Here is a 16,140-nt window from a genome sequence, read left to right on the forward strand (position 1 = left end):
TTACTGGCGCTCGACCGCGACGTTCAGCATGTAGCCGACGCCGCGCACGGTGACGATCGGCGCCGGGGTCCCTGCGCTGCCGAGCTTGCGGCGCAAGCGGCTGACCAGCACGTCGATCGAACGGTCGGAACTGTCGCCCAGCCGCGTGCGTGACAATTCGATCAGGCGTTCGCGCGCGATCACGCGCTGCGCATGGTCGGCGAGCACGACGAGCAGGTCGAACTCCGCGCCGGTCAGGTCGACGATCGCGCCCGTGGGGCTGGTCAGCTCGCGCCGGGGCAGGTTGATCGTCCAGCCGTCGAACGTCAGCACACCCTGCTCGGCGCTGCCCGCCAGCCGGTCCATCGGCGGACGGCGCAGCACCGCGCGGACGCGCGCGACGAGCTCGCGCGTACCGAACGGCTTGGCAATGTAATCATCCGCGCCCAGCTCCAGCCCGACGACGCGGTCGGTCTCGCTCGCGCGCGCCGACATGAAGATGATCGGCACGTCGCTTTTCTGGCGCAGCGTGCGGCACAGGTCGATGCCGCTGGTGCCCGGCAGCATGATGTCGAGCAGCACGAGATCGACGGGGCCGTTTTCCAGCGCGAGCCACATCTCGGGCGCGGCGGAGGCGGGGCGGACGAGGAAGCCGTTCTCCTGCAACGCACGCGCGGTCAGCATGCGAAGCGACGGATCGTCCTCGACGAGCAGGATGGTCGGGGCGGTCATGGCTATAGGCGGGTATCCGCCACGTTGATCGCGGTCAATCGACGTGGACGAGAGATTTGCCCGACATGGCCCTTTCGCCGCGCAAAAAGTTGGACGCGTGCAAATTTGGCTATTGCCGACCCTCAGGGGCGATGCTAGTGGCGCCGCTCCCCGATCGGAACGGCTTCTCGCCACTCCGATCCGAAGACGCCAGAGCGGGCGTAGCTCAGGGGTAGAGCACAACCTTGCCAAGGTTGGGGTCGAGGGTTCGAATCCCTTCGCCCGCTCCAGCGTGTTGCCGCGAAATAGCGGCACGCTATTTCAGGATCAGCAACACGCCCGGCCAGCGACGCACCGCGTCGACTGACGACGCGGCTTTGCCGCGGCGGGTTCCTATCTCTTCCCTTATTTACACCCGTTGGGCCTTACCGCTGGTAAAAGGATGCCGTCCACACTGCTGAACAACGGACGCACGTAACGTACTAGAAGTAAATGGGGGAGCGAAGCGGGGGAAGATAGATTCTATTGCATGACTGCGAAAGTAAGATACTCTGTTGCTGTACATGCCGATTCACTCCCTCGCGATAGAGCGGGGATCGACCCGTACTGGAAGGAATGGGTGAGCGTGTACATGCGACTCCCCCGCCCAGGCGGGGATGGCTGTGGCTGACCACAATGGTCTGACTGTAGCCCAAACGAAATTAGGGCCGCTGCTTCTAGCAGCGACCCTAATCGGAGGAGGCAGGTGCCCACCCCCTCGAGTGCTTGGTAGGCACTCAGGATTTAGTGGACCTCCGCTTTTGGATCAACCGTCGCAGGCACCTGCGCGCGGATCGTTGGAGTGTGAACATGACCCAAACGGCGCAGATCACGTGCATCAACAAGACGAACCGCTACAGCGCGCACGAACGCATTTCCCACGTCGGCGGAAGATCACCAACACCGTGGTCGCTCACGCAACAGCAGGCAATCGACGCAATCGAGCGCGGTACCTGGCGTTTCTACGTCTACACAGGCGGGCAGAGCGTGTGGGTGATCGTCGCGCGCAGCGCCGCCGGTAACAAGTACCTCAAGACTCAGAACGACGGCGAGCAGCCGAACAATCTGCTCAGCCTGCCCGAGTGCCCGTGATCACATGAGACAGCGGCCCCGCGCATCCGCGCGGGGCCGTTCGCCCATCACTACGCCGGCAGGTAAACCTCGCCGCCCTTCTCGCGGAAGCGTTCGCTCATCTCGGCCATGCCGGCCTCGGCGTCGCCCGCTGCGACGAACGTCTCCACCGGCGCGTTCTGCTTCGCCGCAAAGTCTCGCACTTCCTGCGTAATCTTCATCGAGCAGAATTTCGGGCCGCACATCGAGCAGAAGTGCGCGGTCTTCGCGCCTTCGGCCGGCAGTGTCTGGTCGTGGTAGGATTCGGCCGTGTCGGGGTCGAGGCTGAGGTTGAACTGGTCGCGCCAGCGGAACTCGAAGCGTGCGCGTGACAGCGCGTCGTCGCGCATCTTGGCGGCCGGGTGCCCCTTGGCCAGATCGGCGGCGTGGGCGGCGAGCTTGTAGGTCACCACGCCCGTCTTCACGTCATCGCGGTCGGGCAGGCCCAGATGCTCCTTGGGGGTGACGTAGCAGAGCATTGCGGTGCCGTACCAACCGATCATCGCCGCACCGATGCCGCTGGTGATGTGGTCATAACCGGGCGCGATATCGGTGGTGAGCGGCCCAAGCGTATAGAACGGCGCCTCGCCGCACGCCTCGAGCTGCTTGTCCATGTTCTGCTTGATCTTGTGCATCGGCACGTGGCCGGGGCCCTCGATCATCACCTGCACGTCCTGTTCCCAGGCGCGTTTGGTGAGTTCGCCGAGTGTGTACAACTCCGCGAACTGCGCCTCATCGTTGGCGTCGGCGATCGAGCCGGGGCGGAGGCCGTCGCCGAGCGAGTAGGCGATGTCATACGCCTTCATGATCTCGGTGATCTCGTCGAAGCGCTCGTAGAGGAAGCTCTCCTTGTGGTGGCTGAGGCACCATTTTGCCATGATCGAGCCGCCGCGGCTGACGATGCCCGTCACGCGCTTCGCGGTGAGCGGGACATACGGGAGGCGGACGCCCGCATGAATCGTGAAGTAATCAACGCCCTGCTCGGCCTGCTCGATCAGCGTGTCGCGGAAGATCTCCCACGTCAGCTCCTCGGCGATGCCACCGACCTTTTCCAGCGCCTGGTAGATGGGGACGGTGCCGATCGGCACGGGCGAGTTGCGGATGATCCACTCGCGCGTGTCGTGGATGTTGCGGCCCGTCGACAGGTCCATCACCGTGTCCGCGCCCCAGCGGATCGACCAGACGAGCTTATCGACCTCACTCGCGACGTTGGAGGCGACCGCGGAATTGCCGATGTTGGCGTTGATCTTGACCAAGAAATTGCGGCCGATCGCCATCGGCTCGGTTTCGGGATGGTTGACGTTGTTGGGGATGATCGCGCGGCCGCGCGCGACCTCGTCGCGGACGAACTCGGGCGTGACGTAGTCGGGGATCGATGCGCCGAAATCCTCGCCGTCGCGGACGTACTCGCGCAGCATCTCGCGGCCGAGATTCTCGCGGCAAGCGACATATTCCATCTCGGGCGTGATGATGCCGCGGCGGGCATAGTGCATCTGGCTGACGTTGGCGCCGGCCTTGGCACGCAGCGGGCGGCGGTTGACATTGGGGAACGGCTGCACCCCGCCCGAACGGTCGGGGCCGAGCTGGCCGTTGTCCTCGGGGCGCACCGCGCGAGCGTCATATTCCTCGACGTCGCCGCGCGCGATGATCCAGTCGCGGCGCAGGGCCGGCAGGCCGGCCATGATGTCGATCCGGGCGTTCGGATCGGTGTAGGGACCGGACGTGTCGTAGACGTTGAGTGGCGGCTCTCCGCACGAGGGATCGAGGTCGATCGCCCGCATCGCAACGCCGAGAGGGCCGACGTGGATCTTGCGGGAGCCGCGGATCGCGCCGGTGGTGACGCCAATTTCGCTGCGGGCCTGGATATCTGCCATGCGCTTCACTCTCCTTGAACGGGAGGAGAGCGTGGCCGGATGGTCGCCGCTCCACTCCCTACGCCGGTGTCAGCCGGATCAGGTTCAGCGGGTCGGGGGCTCATGCGCCCCCCTCTCAACCGCTTCAGCGGTCCCCCGGGGATGAGGCGCAGTATAGGCGCGGGGAATGCGCGAGGGAAAGGGTGATTTCGTCAGCCTCGGCTGGTGCGATCGCGGCCGCAGGCAGCGGGGCGAGGCGCCTTCATGCCGCAGGCGATCGGTGACCCCCCGCGGCGCTGCCTCAATTGCTCTTGGCGCTGGTCGTCAGATTGCCGTTGACGCCCGCGGGGAAGAAGCCGCCGGCCTTCACCGCGTCATTGTTGAGAAACGCGATGTTGAGCACTTGGCCGACGGTGCGGCTGAAGGCGATGCCATTGGCATCGGCGGGCACGATGTTCGATGCGGATGACGTGCCGGTGATACCCTGGTCGAGATCGCGGCTGTCGACCCCGGTCGGCAGGCCCGTCGCGGTCGAGGTCGGTGTCGGTGAAGGTGTCGGCGTCGGTGTCGCCGTCGAGGTCGCCTGCACCCCGTCGAGCACGTCGCGCGCGTTCGAGATCGCGTCGGCGCTCGTCCGCAGCGTCGGCGTCGCCAATCCCTTCTGGTACAGCGTCGTGCGGATCAGCCCCGCGTGATAGGCCTCGGCCGCGAGCAGCCCGGCGGTCACCTCCTGATAGCCCGCGGTGTAGATCAGCGTCGCCGATGCGCCCTTGTACGCGGTGACGCCGACATCCTCGAAGATGAACGCGCCGAGCAGGAAGTTCTCGTCATTGGCATAAGGATCGAATGATCCGCCCGCGTTGATCAGACCGGCGGCGCGCGCCGCGGTGCTGAACGCGCCGCTCGCACTGCCATCGATGTTGATTGCGGGCATCGCCACCGCCGCGCTACCGAGCACCGAGCGCAGGAAGGTGACGTGCGCGACTTCGTCCGCCGCGATCTCGCGCGCGTAGGCGGCGACGACCGGATCGGTGAAGGCGACGCGCCGACCGCCGGCCACCGCGCCCTGTGTGCCGGTGCCCGACAGCAGGTTGGCGGGCAGCCCCGCACCGGTCGCGGCATAAGCGTAGAATTGCGCTTCGAGATATTCGAGCTGGAGCGCGAAGTTCAACACGTCGACCTCGGCCGCGATGCTGCTGGCCGACGGCGTCGGGGTCGGTGTGGGGGTCGGCGACGGCGCGGGATTGCTGTCCCCGCCCCCGCAGGCGGCAAGCAACGACAGCCCGCCCGCGACCGCGACGCCGCCGCTCGCCAGCTTGATGAAGCGGCGGCGCTCGGCGCGGCGATCGGCCGCGGCGGACAGGATCGTCTGGGCGAGTTCGGGATCGGTCATGAGGTCGGTCATGGGATCAGGGCACTTTATGCGAGAAGGATCGGGCAGGGGCGAGCCGCGCGTCGCGGCGCACGCGTCAGGTCGCGGCGGCGCTGGTCTTGATCGCGCCGTTGACGCCCGCGGGGAAGAACCCGCCCGAGGTCACCGCTGCCCGATTGAGGTACAGGATGTTGAGCACGCGGTCGCTCGTCCGGCTGTAGGCGAGCCCGTTGCTGTTGAGCGGCACGATGTTGGACACAGTCTCGCCCGCCGCGTTGGTCGTCGGCGTGATCCCCTGATCGTCGTCGGGCGCGTAGCCGAGCGTCAGATTCTCGGTCACCGTCCCGTCGAGCAGGTCGCGCGCATCCGAAATCTTCTGCGCCGCCTCGATCAACCCGAGCGACGGCGTCTCGATCCCCTTGCGGTACAAGGTCGCCCGGATCATCGCGGCGTGATACGCCTCCACCGCCAGGATGCCCTGCGCCGCTTCGCGCAGCGTCGAGGTGAGGAGCGCGGTGGTCGACTTGTAGGCGGTGACGCCGACGTCCTCGAACAGGAAGGAGGCGAGCAGGAAGTTCTCGTCGCTGGCGTACGGGTCAAAGGTCGCGGTCGAACCCACCAGCCCGGCGGCGCGCGCCGCGGCGGTGAAGGCACCCGCGGGGCTCAGGTCGATCGCGGGCTGCGCGACCGTGAGCGACCCGATGCTGGTCCGCAGGAAGGTGACATGGGCGAGTTCGTCCGCCGCGATCTCGCGCGCATATTGCGCGACGACGGGATCGGTGAAGTTGACCGCGCGTCCGCCGGTCGCCGCACCCTGCGCACCCGCGGTGGTGATCCCACCCGCGAGTGTCGACGCGATCGCCGACCCGGTGGTCGCGAAAGCGTAGAAGTTCGCCTCGAGATATTCGAGGTTGAGCGCGAAGTTGAGATAATCGGACGTGCCGAATGCGGTTGTCGCGGTGGCGGTCGGCGACGGCGTGGGAGTCGGCGTCGCGGACTGCGCAGCGGCACGGCCCGCCGTCATCATCGCGCCGCCGAGTGCGGCCGCGCCCAGCGCTTGTCCAAAGAACGCGCGCCGCTTCACGCGCCGCTTCACCCGTGCGTCGAGCGCCTCGATCAGTTCGCCTTCGCCCATCGCCTGCATCCTTCCACTCGACCCGACACGTCTCTGGCGCAGCGAAGCTTTCGCGCAGATGACTCGCGCGCAGCGATAGGCGCAGGCGGACGCGGGTGCAAACGCGGCGTGGACGGGCTGGGACGATTTGGCGCCGCTCGTGCGGCCCGGTCGCGCGACCGGCTCGGGGGGCGAGCCGGTCAGATCGCGATCAGAAAGTGTAGCCGATGCCGACCGCGCCGAGCCATTGGTTGCGCGACCCCGCGATGCTGACGATCGGCGTGTCGCCGAAATCGTTCAACATCCGCTTGTAGGTACCGCCCGCGATTACCTTGAACCCGTGCAGCAGGTCGCCGGTCAGTGCGTAGGTGCCCGCGAATCCGACGACGTAGTTCTTCCACCCGCCGCGCGTGCGGAACGCGGGGAGGCCGCTCGCAGCGACATCCTGCGGCCGCACGTCGAAATAGGTGCGCCCGTACGCCCGCTCGACCTTCTCGGCCGAGGCGAAGATGCCGACCGCGGACTTGAGGTTGAGCGGGGTGTAATAGCTGACTGACGGCTGGAGCACGCCGCTGTCGTGAATACCAGTCACGTCGTAGCGGTAGCTGACCGCGACCGCGAGCTTGTCGTAATCGCTGGTGATGATGCCGGTCTTGCCGATGCCAAGGTATCCGCCGAGCTCAAGCGCGGTCGACGTGGTCGGCAGTGCCTTTACGCGGGGATCGTCGATGCCCTTGCGGCTGGTGCGATTGAAGTTGACAAGGCCGACCGGCCCGGCCTGGAAATCCCAGCGCGAGGTCGGCGCGTCGGCGATCAGGTCAACCGAGGCACGGTTGCCGAGCACCTGGAACGAGATGCCGCCGATCGTGCCGATCGCGGCCGGGCCGGGGGTCAGCGAATAATCGTTCGAGCCTTCGTAATCGGGCAGCAACGCCCCCGCGACCGCGACCGTTACGGTGTCACCGGTGACGAGCGGCGTCGGCGGGCCGTTCGGATCGACCGGATTGGTCTGCGCGAGCGCAGGTACGGCGGCGAGCGACGAGGCTGCGGCGATCGTCAACGCGATGCGGCGGACCGGGTTGGCGGACGAAGGACGGGCGGCAGGACGGGCAGCGAACACGATATTTCCCCTTTGATCTGTCCGCATGAACGAGCGTTTACGGCTTTGTGTCCGCTGCGCCTGCACTACAGCATGTAGCGCATGCCGATCTGTTGCCGTTGTGCATCACCCGCGACCGCGAAGCGCGCGGCGGAAAAGCGCGGCGCGCCGAACCGGATCGGGGGGTTGCGTGAGAAGCCGAAGCCTTCGCGCGGAATGCCCGCGAACGTGTCGAGCCTGGCATTGCCGTTCTCGTCGTGGATCACCGCTACGGCGTAATTGCCGTACGGCAGCCCGGTGAAGCGCAGCGCGTGCGTGGTGGCGGACACGTTGCGCGTCACCGCGTCCTTGTCGTCCACGCAGGAGGGGAAATTCTCCGGATCGGCGGTCAGGCAGACGCGCAGCAGCCCCTTGGCCGAGCGGACGTGATCGATCCCGACGTCAAGCGACGCGACCGGCGCTGCCCCCATCAGCAACAGCGTGGCCCCCGCCAGCGCCGCGATGCGCGCGCGCGCTTGCTTTCGCGTGCGCGCGGGTGAAATCCCCGACACCGTCGTCGGTGCCGCACACCCGGTCCCAGAACCGGAAATAAAGCCCATAATTGCACCCATAACGCTCGTGGTGACGCTGATGATGGCTGGCCGTGATCAGCCAGCGCCCCACTACCCCCCGCCACATGAACCGGGGGAATATCTCCCACCCCATATGGTTGGTCACACCCATAACGGTCATGATCGTCAGCACCAAGCCGAGGGCTGCGACGTGGATCGGAATCAACAGCACCAGTAGCGGAATTACCACAGCGCCGGTCAACGCCTCGATCGGGTGAAACGCCATCGCCGCCCAGGCGGTCGGCGGGCGGCTGGCATGGTGGACCGCGTGCGCGAGCTTGAACGGCTCGGGCCGGTGCATCCAGCGGTGCGTCCAGTAGAACCAGGTGTCGTGCAGGAACAGGTAGGCGAGCACCGACACGGGCAGATACCACAAGGGCAAATCGTGCACGTCGCGGTAGACGCGGGTCCAGCCGTGCCGCTCCCACCCCCAGGCGAGCACGCCTGCGGGAACACCATAGATCGCGGCGGAGACGAGGCTCCACCAGATCTCGCGCCTGATCTGCGGGTCGAGCCCGGTGTAGAGCCCGGGGTGTTTGAGCCTGGTCGCCAGCGCGAACCCTGCCGAGGTGACGAGATAGCGCACGCCGACGATCACCGTCATCGCGACGGCGGAGAGCGTGACGGCAACGATGATCGACAGCGCGGACATGGCAAGGCGTGTAGCCGATCGCGGATCGTCCGCCCATCCCGCTCGTTCACCACATGAATACAAGGAGATGGCGATGACCGACCCGAACTCAGCCCGCGAGAACATCGGCAGCGATGCCCGCGACGACGCGACCGCGGCCAACGTGCTGCGCGACACCGGCGGCATCGCAGGCAGCGACGCCGGTGGAGGCGGTGGCATGGGCGGGCAGGATGCCGCCGATGCAGCGGCCGCCTCGTCAGCCACGAGCGCGCGTGGCGCCAACGCGGCCAATCCGATCGATACCGGGCTCGACACCGGCGCCGCCGATGCCGCCACCGAGGCGCGTGCGCGGGCGGTACAGGAAAGCGAGTCCACCGCGCGGTAACGCGCGCGTTGCATTGTTACCTGCCCTCTCGTCGCTCCGAACCTTATCCGGGATCGCGCAAGACCAGCGTGATCGCGGATCAAGCCCAGGATGACGAGCAGATGCAGCCGAGTCGCAACATAGCCGCGATAGCAGCACAACGAAAAAGGCGCCGGTGGATCGCTCCACCGACGCCCTTGATCGTTCAGCGAGAACGCCCGTTCAGGCGGCCTGCTGCTGCTCCGGCAGTGCGGCCTTCGCTTGCGCGATGATCGCGGAGAAAGCCTCGCCCTCGTGCATCGCGATATCGGCCAGGACCTTGCGGTCCAGTTCGATCCCGGCGAGCTTCAGCCCGTGCATGAACTGGCTGTAGCTCAGCCCCTCGGCGCGGACGCCGGCGTTGATGCGCTGGATCCACAGGCCGCGGAAGGTGCGCTTCTTCACCTTGCGGTCGCGATACGCGTACTGGCCGGCCTTTTCGACCGCCTGCCGCGCGACGCGGATCGTGTTCTTGCGACGGCCGCGGTAACCCTTGGCCTGTTCCAGAATGTTCTTGTGCTTGGCGCGAGTGGTTACGCCCCGCTTGACGCGTGCCATATGCTAGTCCTTCTCGCTCAGTTCAGGCCGTAGGGAGCCCAGGCCTTCACGGTCGCCGTGTCGGCCTTCGACAGCACGGTGGTGCCGCGGTTCTGACGGATGTACTTGGCGTTGTGGCTGATCAGGCGGTGACGCTTGCCAGCGACGCCGTGCTTGATCTTGCCGGTCGCGGTGAGCTTGAAGCGCTTCTTCACGCCGCTCTTGGTCTTGAGCTTGGGCATTTTGGTCCTTTCGGTTGGAACGTGACCAGACAGCCGCGGCAGCCCCAGTTGGCCGGGCGGTCCATAGCGTCACGCTCTCGTGAAGCCGCGCCCCTTAGCCGGGCCGTCGGCGGAATGCAACGCCGTCGCGCACGCGGTTCGCCATGCAACCAAGCACTTGGGCAAGCGGTTGCGCTTCCGTTATGACGCAGGCGGCACCCGCAGGTGAGGAAAAGCCGATCGGTGACGCACCGGTTGAGGGGCTGCACGCGCAGCCGCGCCGCCACCGCCATGTGGTACGTCGCGTGCTGATCGGCATGGTCGTCGCGGTGTTCGCGGTGTGGCTGGTGCTGTTCATCACCAAGGGGCGCTTCCTCAAGCACCCGTTCGAGCGGATCGTCGGCGGCTTGGTCCACCGCCAGGTGAGCGTCGGCGGCGACTTCCAGCTCTATTTCGCGCCCTTCCAGATCAAGTTCTACGCCGAGCGGCTGCGCGTCTCCAATCCCGACTGGGCGACCAAGCCCGACCTGTTCGCGGCCGACCGGATCGACACGCGCATCGCGCCCTTGTCGCTGCTGTTCGGGCGGCGGCGGCTCTACTGGCTCGACCTGACGAACGGCGCGCTCGACCTCGAATGGAATGCCGCGCACGACCGCAACACCTGGACGTTCAGCGAGAAAAAGGGCGGCAAGCCGTTCGAGCTGCCGCGGATCGATCGCGCAACGATTGCGGGCACGGTGGTGCGCTATCGCGATCCGCGGATGCGCTTGCTCGCCGACCTCGACGTCGACACGATCCGATCGGTCGAGGCGCGGATCGGGCAGGCGGTCGGCGTACGCGGCGGTGGCACGATCCAGTCGACGCCGTTCACGGTCGCCGCGCGGCTGCTGTCGCCCGATGCCACGGTCAACCGCGGCCGAAACGAGCTGATCGCGACGATGCGCGCGGCGGACAACACGCTTGACCTGTCGGGCACCCTGCCCAGCCTCGCCGATATCGAGGGCGTACCGCTGGCGGTGCGCGCGCGCGGACGCGATCTGTCGACGTTGCTGGGCATCATCGACGTCGCCATCCCGCACACCCGCACCTATCGCCTGCGCGCCGGACTGGTGAAATCGGGCGATGAATATCGCTTCACGCGGATCACGGGCGTCGCGGGGCTACCGACCTCGCCGGGCGACTGACGATCACCAATGGCGCGCGGCTTCACCTCGATTCGCAACTCGCGACGCGCAGTCTCGACATCGTCGATGCCGCTCCCTTTATCGGGTTCAACCCCGATACGGTGGCGGACAAGGGCGTCACCGCCGCCGCCGCCGAAACGGGGGCGGCGCCCGCCCGCCTGCTGCCCGACGCGGCGCTGCCGATCGAAACGATGCGGCGCTTCGACGCCGATCTGATCTGGACGATTGCAGCGGTGAAGTCGCGCCGCGTGCCGATCAGCGACGTCGACCTGAGGCTCGACCTGACGAACGGCAAGCTGACACTGTCGCCGCTGACCTTCGCGATGGCGCGCGGCAACGTCGCCGCCGACTCGGTGTTCGACACGCGGGCGCGACCCAGCGACGTACGCTACGACATCCGCCTCGCACCCACCCCGCTCGGTCGCCTGCTCGCCGGCTGGGGCGTGGCGGAAGCCGGAACCAGCGGCACGGTGCGTGGGCGCATCCAGCTCGCCGGGCGCGGCGACACCATCCACGACTCGCTCAGCACCGCGCGCGGGCGGATCGCGTTCGTGCTGCCGGCGGGTACGCTGTGGACGCGCAACGCGGAGCTTGCCGAGCTCGACATCGGCACCTTCTTGCAGAAGATGTTTTCGGGCGCGTTGAAGGAGCCGGTGAAGATCAATTGCGGGCTGATCGGCTTCACGGTGCGCGGCGGTGTCGCGGCGGCCGATCCGATCCTGATCGACACCAGCAAGAACGTCGTGCTCGGCCGTGGTGGGTTCAGCTTCCGCACCGAGGCGGTCGACCTCGCGTTCCGCGCCGATTCGAAGAAGTTCAGCCTGTTCTCGGGCCAGTCGCCGGTCGGCATCCGCGGTACCTTTGCCACACCCGGATTGCAGGTGATCACGCCGCAACTGGTCACGCGCGCGGGCGCCGGACTCGGCCTCGCCGTGCTGGCGACGCCGGTTGCCGGGCTGCTCGCCTTCATTGATCCGGGCGATGCCAAGGCAGCGGCGTGCGGCCCGGTGCTAGCGGGCAAGACCGCGGCGGCACAGCGCACCACCAAGGGCGAACCGCGCGACGATGTCGGCGACGGACAGGCGGCGCCGAAGAAGCGCAAGAAGTTCCTCGGCATCTTCTGACCGACCTCACAGTGAAGGAGCGGGTATGAAACAGATGATCGTGCTCGGGGTGATCGGGATAGCAGCCGCGTGCAGCCCGGCGGCGGACGGGCCCGCGAACGATAGGCCGCAGATCGCGGCCAGTCAGACCGGCGCCGGAACAGACACGCCCGTCCCCGCCCCACCCGCTCCCGCGCCCGCAAACACGCCTACCCCTGCGCCGACGCTTGCCGGGAGTGCTGTGCTGAACACGGATCAGACAAGGCCGCCGCAGCCAGCAGCCGCGGCGACACTAGTTGCGCAGAGCGACAACAGTGCCGATCCCGCGCGGTCGGCGACGCGTGATTGTTACCTGAGGGTCGACGGTCGTGTGCTGGTATCGGGTCGTTGTCGCGTGTTCCCGATGGGTCGCGACCAGTACACGCTCAACACCTGGGACGGCGGCAAGCCCGCGCAACCGCACTTCGCGGTCGTGACCAAGAACAGCGATACCGACACGACCGCGACCGCGACGTGGAACGCCGATCCGGCCGACGACCGCGCGATGGACCCGCTCGGCACCGTCGCGCGTGACGGCGACTGCTGGGTGAACAAGCGCGCGCGCATCTGCGTGCGCTGAGCATCACGCGCCCGACAGCGTCAGACGCCCAGATCATGCTCGATCACGTGGTCGGCGATCGCCCCCGCGGTCGTCCACCAGATACGCGGGTCATCCATGGCGCGCAGCCGCTCGAGCATGCGCGCGAGCGGCGGCACGCGATGCGCCTGCCCCATCAGGTACGGGTGGAGTGCGATGCCGAGCACCAGCGGCCGGCGATCGCATTCTGTCAGCAATTGCGTCACCGCGTCCTCGATCATCTGCGCGAACGCCATCGCCTCGCCATTGCGCGCGACGATCGCGGGTATGTCGTTGATCTCCTGCGAATAAGGGACCGACAGGATGCGCCCGCTCTCGGTCGTCAGCCACGTCGGCTGGTCGTCGTGCGCCCAGTCGAGCACGTAGCCGTAACCCGCCTGATGCAGCAGATCGGGGGTGTCGTGGCTTTCCGAAATCCACGGACCCAGCCAGCCGGTCGGCCGCTTTCCCAGCCCTGCCAACGCATCGGTGGTGCGCGCGATCAGCGCGAACTCGTCCTCGCGCGACAATTGCCCCTGCGCGGCGGCGTTGCTTTCCCCGTGCGCCGCGATCTCATACCCGCGCTCGACGCAAGCTTCGGCAAGGCCGGGGCAGGTCTCGATCACATCGGCATTGACCAGCGCGGTGGCAGGCAGCGCCAGCCGGTCGAACAGGTCGAACAATCGCCACGCCCCGACGCGATTGCCATAATCGCGCCAGGCGTAATTCATCACGTCGGGCTGGTTCTTTGCCGGCGCGAGCTCCGCGCCCATGCCGCCGCCAAAGTCGAACACCTCGTAATTGATGCCGAACCAGATCGCGAGCCGCTTGCCGCCGGGCCAGTCATAGTCGGGGCGGTCGGTAATCGCGCGGTAGCGGTAGCGAGGCGAGGTCGGGACGGTCATGCGCGACACAACGCGGCGCACGCGCGAACGCCTCACCCCACGTCAGTGGTCATGCGCATGATCATGATCGTGCGCGGCGTTGTGCAGCGCTTCCAGCACATCGTCGGTGCGTGCAGGGTCGCCGATCGCGAGCACGTGGCCCGCGCTTCCCGCGGTCAGCGGATCGCCGTTCCAGTCGCACATCCGCCCGCCCGCACCCTCGACCACCGGCACCAGCGCGGCGAAATCGTAGAGCTGCAGCCCGGATTCGCACACCAGATCAAGGTGGCCCGAGGCGAGCAGGCCGTAGTTATAGCAATCGCCGCCATAAACGGGTCCCTGCCGCGCCGCGCCACCGCTCACCGCCGCGACAAGCGACAGGTAATGCGGCACGTCTCCGTCGGCGAACAGGTGCGGGCTGGTCGTCGCGATCGTCGCTCCTCCCAGCGCAGCGCGTGCGCGGGTGCGTGCCGGCGTGCCGTTCAGCTCGGTCGTGCGGCCGGCTACCCCGATCCAGCGCTCGCGCTGAATCGGCTGGTCGATGATGCCGAGCACGGGCCAGCCGTCCTCCACCAGCGCGATCAGCGTGCCGAAGATCGCGCGACCGGCGGTGAAGCTGCGCGTGCCGTCGATCGGATCGAGCACCCACTGCCGCCCGGTGACCCCCGGCTTCTCGCCATATTCTTCCCCGACGATGCCGTCGCCCGACCGTTCGGCATCGAGGATGCGGCGCATCGCCGCTTCCGCCTCGGTATCGGCGAGCGTGACGGGCGACTTGTCCTCCTTCAGCCGCACGCCGGCGGGGGTGCGGAAATACGGGCGGATCACCGCGCCTGCAGCATCGGCGAGGCGGTGGGCGAGCTGGATGTCGGCGGGGCGTACGGGCATGCGGTGGTGCCTATCGCGGTGCGCGCGCGAACGCTAGAATGGCCGGGAACAGGAGATTTCATCCATGCGCATCCTTGCCACCATGCTCGCCGCTGTTGCCGCCATTGCCGCGCTTCCCGCCGCCGCCACGCTGGCGACGGGGGCAAAGGCGCCGACCTTCACCACGCGCGGCGCGATGGCGGGCAAGGTGATCTCGGTTGATCTGGCAAAGGAACTGCGCCGCGGGCCCGTGGTGCTGTATTTCTTCCCCGCCGCCTTCACCGGCGGCTGCAACGCGGAAGCGCGCGCCTTTGCCGAAGCCGTGCCGCAGTTCGAGGCGGCCGGCGCGCGCGTGATCGGCATGTCGGCGGACGACGTCGCGACCCTGCAGAAATTCTCGTCGAGCGAATGCGCGGGCAAGTTCGCGGTGGCGAGCGCGGGCCCGCGCGTGATCGCGGGCTATGACGTGGCGCTTGGCCAGGCGGTCAAGGGACGAAACGTCACCAGCCGCACCAGCTACGTCATCGGCCGCGACGGCCGCATCGCCTTCGTCCATTCGGACATGAACCCGGCCGAGCACGTCCAGATGACGCTCGCCGCGGTGAAGCGGCTCGGTACGCGCTGAGTCGTTCAAAGCGTCGTTCACGAAACATTCGTAAGGAAAGACGCATCCGCGGACACCGGATGTTAGCCCTTCTGTCCTAATTGGCCGGTCGGGACATGATGCGGCTCGGGGGTGACGTGGCGACAAGGTTCAGGAACGTGCGCGCGGCGGAGGAGCCGAAGGGCTTGTTCGCAGCTGTGGGCGCATTCCTGGCCGACCACGCGCTCAGCCCCGAGCCCGCCAATTACGCCTTCGCCTATGACGTGATCTGCAACCCGCAAGGCGCGCGCGCGGTCGAGGTACGCGAACTGACCAGCGACGGCGTGCGGCTTTCAGGCGCGGACGTGGCGCGGCTGGGTGGCGTGCCGAGCGGCGCTCCGCTGATGCCGCGACCTGCTGCGTCCGTGTCTCGCCCCGTGCCGGCCGAACCGAGCCGCGACGACGTGCTGGTCACGCGCACGCTGGAACAGATCGCGGGGTTCAGCGACACGCTCCAGTCGATCCACGACGACACCAATCATTTCGGCCGCGACCTCGCCGAAACCGCCGCAGCGATCCGCAGCGGGGGTTCAGACGCGAGCGTGGAACGCATCTCGCACCTGACTGCGGCGATGATCGAGCGCGTCCACCAGGCCGAGACGCGGCTGGAGCAGGCAAAGAGCGAAACGGCGGAATTGCGTGCCGCACTGGAAGAAGCGCGCACCAGCGCGCAAACCGATCCGTTGACCGAATTGCTCAATCGTCGTGCCTTCGACGAGCATTTCGCGGCGCTTTCATCCGACAAGGCGGTCGCGCTGGCGATCTGCGACATCGATCATTTCAAGCGCGTCAACGATGGCTTCGGCCACGTCGTCGGCGACCGCGTGCTCAAGCTGGTGGCGCAATTGCTCGAACGCGAGGTCGCCTGCACCGTCGCGCGCTACGGCGGCGAGGAGTTCGCGCTGCTGTTCGAGGGCGACGACGAGGCCGCGGTACTGGAACGGATCGAGGCGGCGCGCGACGCCATCACCGCGCGCCGCCTGCGCGACCGCGACACCGATCGACCGATCGGCACGATCAACTTCTCCGCCGGCGTGGCGCGCGGCTTCGCGGGCGAGACGCTGACCGCGCTGATGGAGCGTGCCGACCGCGCGCTCTACGCCGCGAAGCAGGCCGGACGCGGGCACACGGTCGTCGCGCCATAATCTGGCGCATTTCACTGC

16 protein-coding genes, 1 tRNA gene, 1 pseudogene and 1 riboswitch are annotated in these 16,140 nt (G+C 67.4%); of the genes and pseudogenes, 7 read left to right on the plus strand and 11 right to left on the minus strand.

The window, feature by feature from the left end:
* The gene (locus tag Q0579_RS09205) at positions 1–711 is read right to left on the minus strand and encodes a response regulator transcription factor (RefSeq protein WP_174194715.1); all 711 of its coding nucleotides are present in this window, start codon (positions 709–711) and stop codon (positions 1–3) included.
* A 194-nt stretch (positions 712–905) separates the two neighbouring features.
* Here Q0579_RS09205 and Q0579_RS09210 point away from each other — a divergent pair.
* Together Q0579_RS09210 and Q0579_RS09215 are read left to right on the plus strand one after the other, a co-directional pair.
* Positions 906–980: transfer RNA gene (locus Q0579_RS09210), tRNA-Gly, on the plus strand.
* Between the two features lie 559 nt (positions 981–1,539).
* Positions 1,540–1,821 (plus strand): DUF3892 domain-containing protein, encoded by a 282-nt coding sequence (locus tag Q0579_RS09215; protein ID WP_298811573.1) that lies wholly within the window; start codon positions 1,540–1,542, stop codon positions 1,819–1,821.
* 50 nt (positions 1,822–1,871) lie between these two features.
* On the opposite strand, the gene thiC is transcribed toward Q0579_RS09215, so the two are convergent.
* The 6 genes from thiC to Q0579_RS09245 form a co-directional block, all read right to left on the minus strand.
* Positions 1,872–3,713, minus strand: coding sequence for a phosphomethylpyrimidine synthase ThiC (gene thiC / locus Q0579_RS09220; protein WP_298811576.1), 1,842 nt, complete (start codon positions 3,711–3,713; stop codon positions 1,872–1,874).
* A 37-nt stretch (positions 3,714–3,750) separates the two neighbouring features.
* Positions 3,751–3,861, minus strand: a riboswitch (TPP riboswitch).
* Positions 3,862–3,993: 132 nt separating this feature from the next.
* Positions 3,994–5,085, minus strand: coding sequence for a ferritin-like domain-containing protein (locus tag Q0579_RS09225; protein WP_298811884.1), 1,092 nt, complete (start codon positions 5,083–5,085; stop codon positions 3,994–3,996).
* A 76-nt stretch (positions 5,086–5,161) separates the two neighbouring features.
* Positions 5,162–6,208, minus strand: a complete 1,047-nt coding sequence (locus Q0579_RS09230; RefSeq protein ID WP_298811578.1) for a ferritin-like domain-containing protein — start codon at positions 6,206–6,208, stop codon at positions 5,162–5,164.
* Positions 6,209–6,389: 181 nt separating this feature from the next.
* Positions 6,390–7,244, minus strand: a complete 855-nt coding sequence (locus Q0579_RS09235; protein ID WP_298811886.1) for a MipA/OmpV family protein — start codon at positions 7,242–7,244, stop codon at positions 6,390–6,392.
* 119 nt (positions 7,245–7,363) lie between these two features.
* Positions 7,364–7,747, minus strand: coding sequence for a DUF2141 domain-containing protein (locus tag Q0579_RS09240; protein WP_298811580.1), 384 nt, complete (start codon positions 7,745–7,747; stop codon positions 7,364–7,366).
* The gene (locus Q0579_RS09245; RefSeq protein WP_298811583.1) at positions 7,719–8,540 is read right to left on the minus strand and encodes a sterol desaturase family protein; all 822 of its coding nucleotides are present in this window, start codon (positions 8,538–8,540) and stop codon (positions 7,719–7,721) included. The genes Q0579_RS09240 and Q0579_RS09245 overlap by 29 nt, the downstream gene beginning before the upstream one ends.
* A 73-nt stretch (positions 8,541–8,613) precedes the next feature.
* Here Q0579_RS09245 and Q0579_RS09250 point away from each other — a divergent pair, with 73 nt between their 5' ends.
* Positions 8,614–8,904: a hypothetical protein gene (locus Q0579_RS09250; protein WP_298811585.1), complete on the plus strand. Its 291-nt coding sequence runs from the start codon at positions 8,614–8,616 to the stop codon at positions 8,902–8,904.
* Between the two features lie 201 nt (positions 8,905–9,105).
* On the opposite strand, the gene rplT is transcribed toward Q0579_RS09250, so the two are convergent.
* Together rplT and rpmI are read right to left on the minus strand one after the other, a co-directional pair.
* The gene (rplT, locus tag Q0579_RS09255) at positions 9,106–9,480 is read right to left on the minus strand and encodes a 50S ribosomal protein L20 (RefSeq protein WP_093006686.1); all 375 of its coding nucleotides are present in this window, start codon (positions 9,478–9,480) and stop codon (positions 9,106–9,108) included.
* A 17-nt stretch (positions 9,481–9,497) separates the two neighbouring features.
* Positions 9,498–9,701, minus strand: a complete 204-nt coding sequence (gene rpmI, locus Q0579_RS09260; RefSeq protein WP_058755056.1) for a 50S ribosomal protein L35 — start codon at positions 9,699–9,701, stop codon at positions 9,498–9,500.
* 296 nt (positions 9,702–9,997) lie between these two features.
* Here rpmI and Q0579_RS09265 point away from each other — a divergent pair.
* Both Q0579_RS09265 and Q0579_RS09270 read left to right on the plus strand, forming a co-directional pair.
* Positions 9,998–11,988, plus strand: a pseudogene (locus Q0579_RS09265) (AsmA family protein).
* Positions 11,989–12,361: 373 nt separating this feature from the next.
* Complete coding sequence (locus Q0579_RS09270; protein WP_298811594.1) at positions 12,362–12,586, plus strand: hypothetical protein; 225 nt, start codon at positions 12,362–12,364, stop codon at positions 12,584–12,586.
* A 20-nt stretch (positions 12,587–12,606) separates the two neighbouring features.
* Here Q0579_RS09270 and Q0579_RS09275 read toward each other — a convergent pair whose 3' ends face one another.
* A complete protein-coding gene (locus Q0579_RS09275) occupies positions 12,607–13,488 on the minus strand; it encodes a polysaccharide deacetylase family protein (protein WP_298811596.1) in 882 nt (293 codons plus the stop codon).
* 42 nt (positions 13,489–13,530) lie between these two features.
* Entirely contained in the window at positions 13,531–14,355 is an 825-nt protein-coding gene (locus Q0579_RS09280) for an inositol monophosphatase family protein (RefSeq protein ID WP_298811598.1), read from the minus strand.
* A 64-nt stretch (positions 14,356–14,419) separates the two neighbouring features.
* Here Q0579_RS09280 and Q0579_RS09285 point away from each other — a divergent pair, with 64 nt between their 5' ends.
* Both Q0579_RS09285 and Q0579_RS09290 read left to right on the plus strand, forming a co-directional pair.
* Positions 14,420–14,959, plus strand: coding sequence for a peroxiredoxin (locus tag Q0579_RS09285; RefSeq protein WP_298811599.1), 540 nt, complete (start codon positions 14,420–14,422; stop codon positions 14,957–14,959).
* Between the two features lie 164 nt (positions 14,960–15,123).
* On the plus strand, positions 15,124–16,122 hold the full coding sequence (locus tag Q0579_RS09290) for a diguanylate cyclase (protein ID WP_298811601.1): 999 nt from the start codon (positions 15,124–15,126) through the stop codon (positions 16,120–16,122).
* The last annotated feature ends 18 nt before the right edge of the window (positions 16,123–16,140 follow it).

This window comes from uncultured Sphingomonas sp., assembly GCF_936927845.1.
In the GTDB taxonomy this organism is placed as follows: domain Bacteria; phylum Pseudomonadota; class Alphaproteobacteria; order Sphingomonadales; family Sphingomonadaceae; genus Sphingomonas.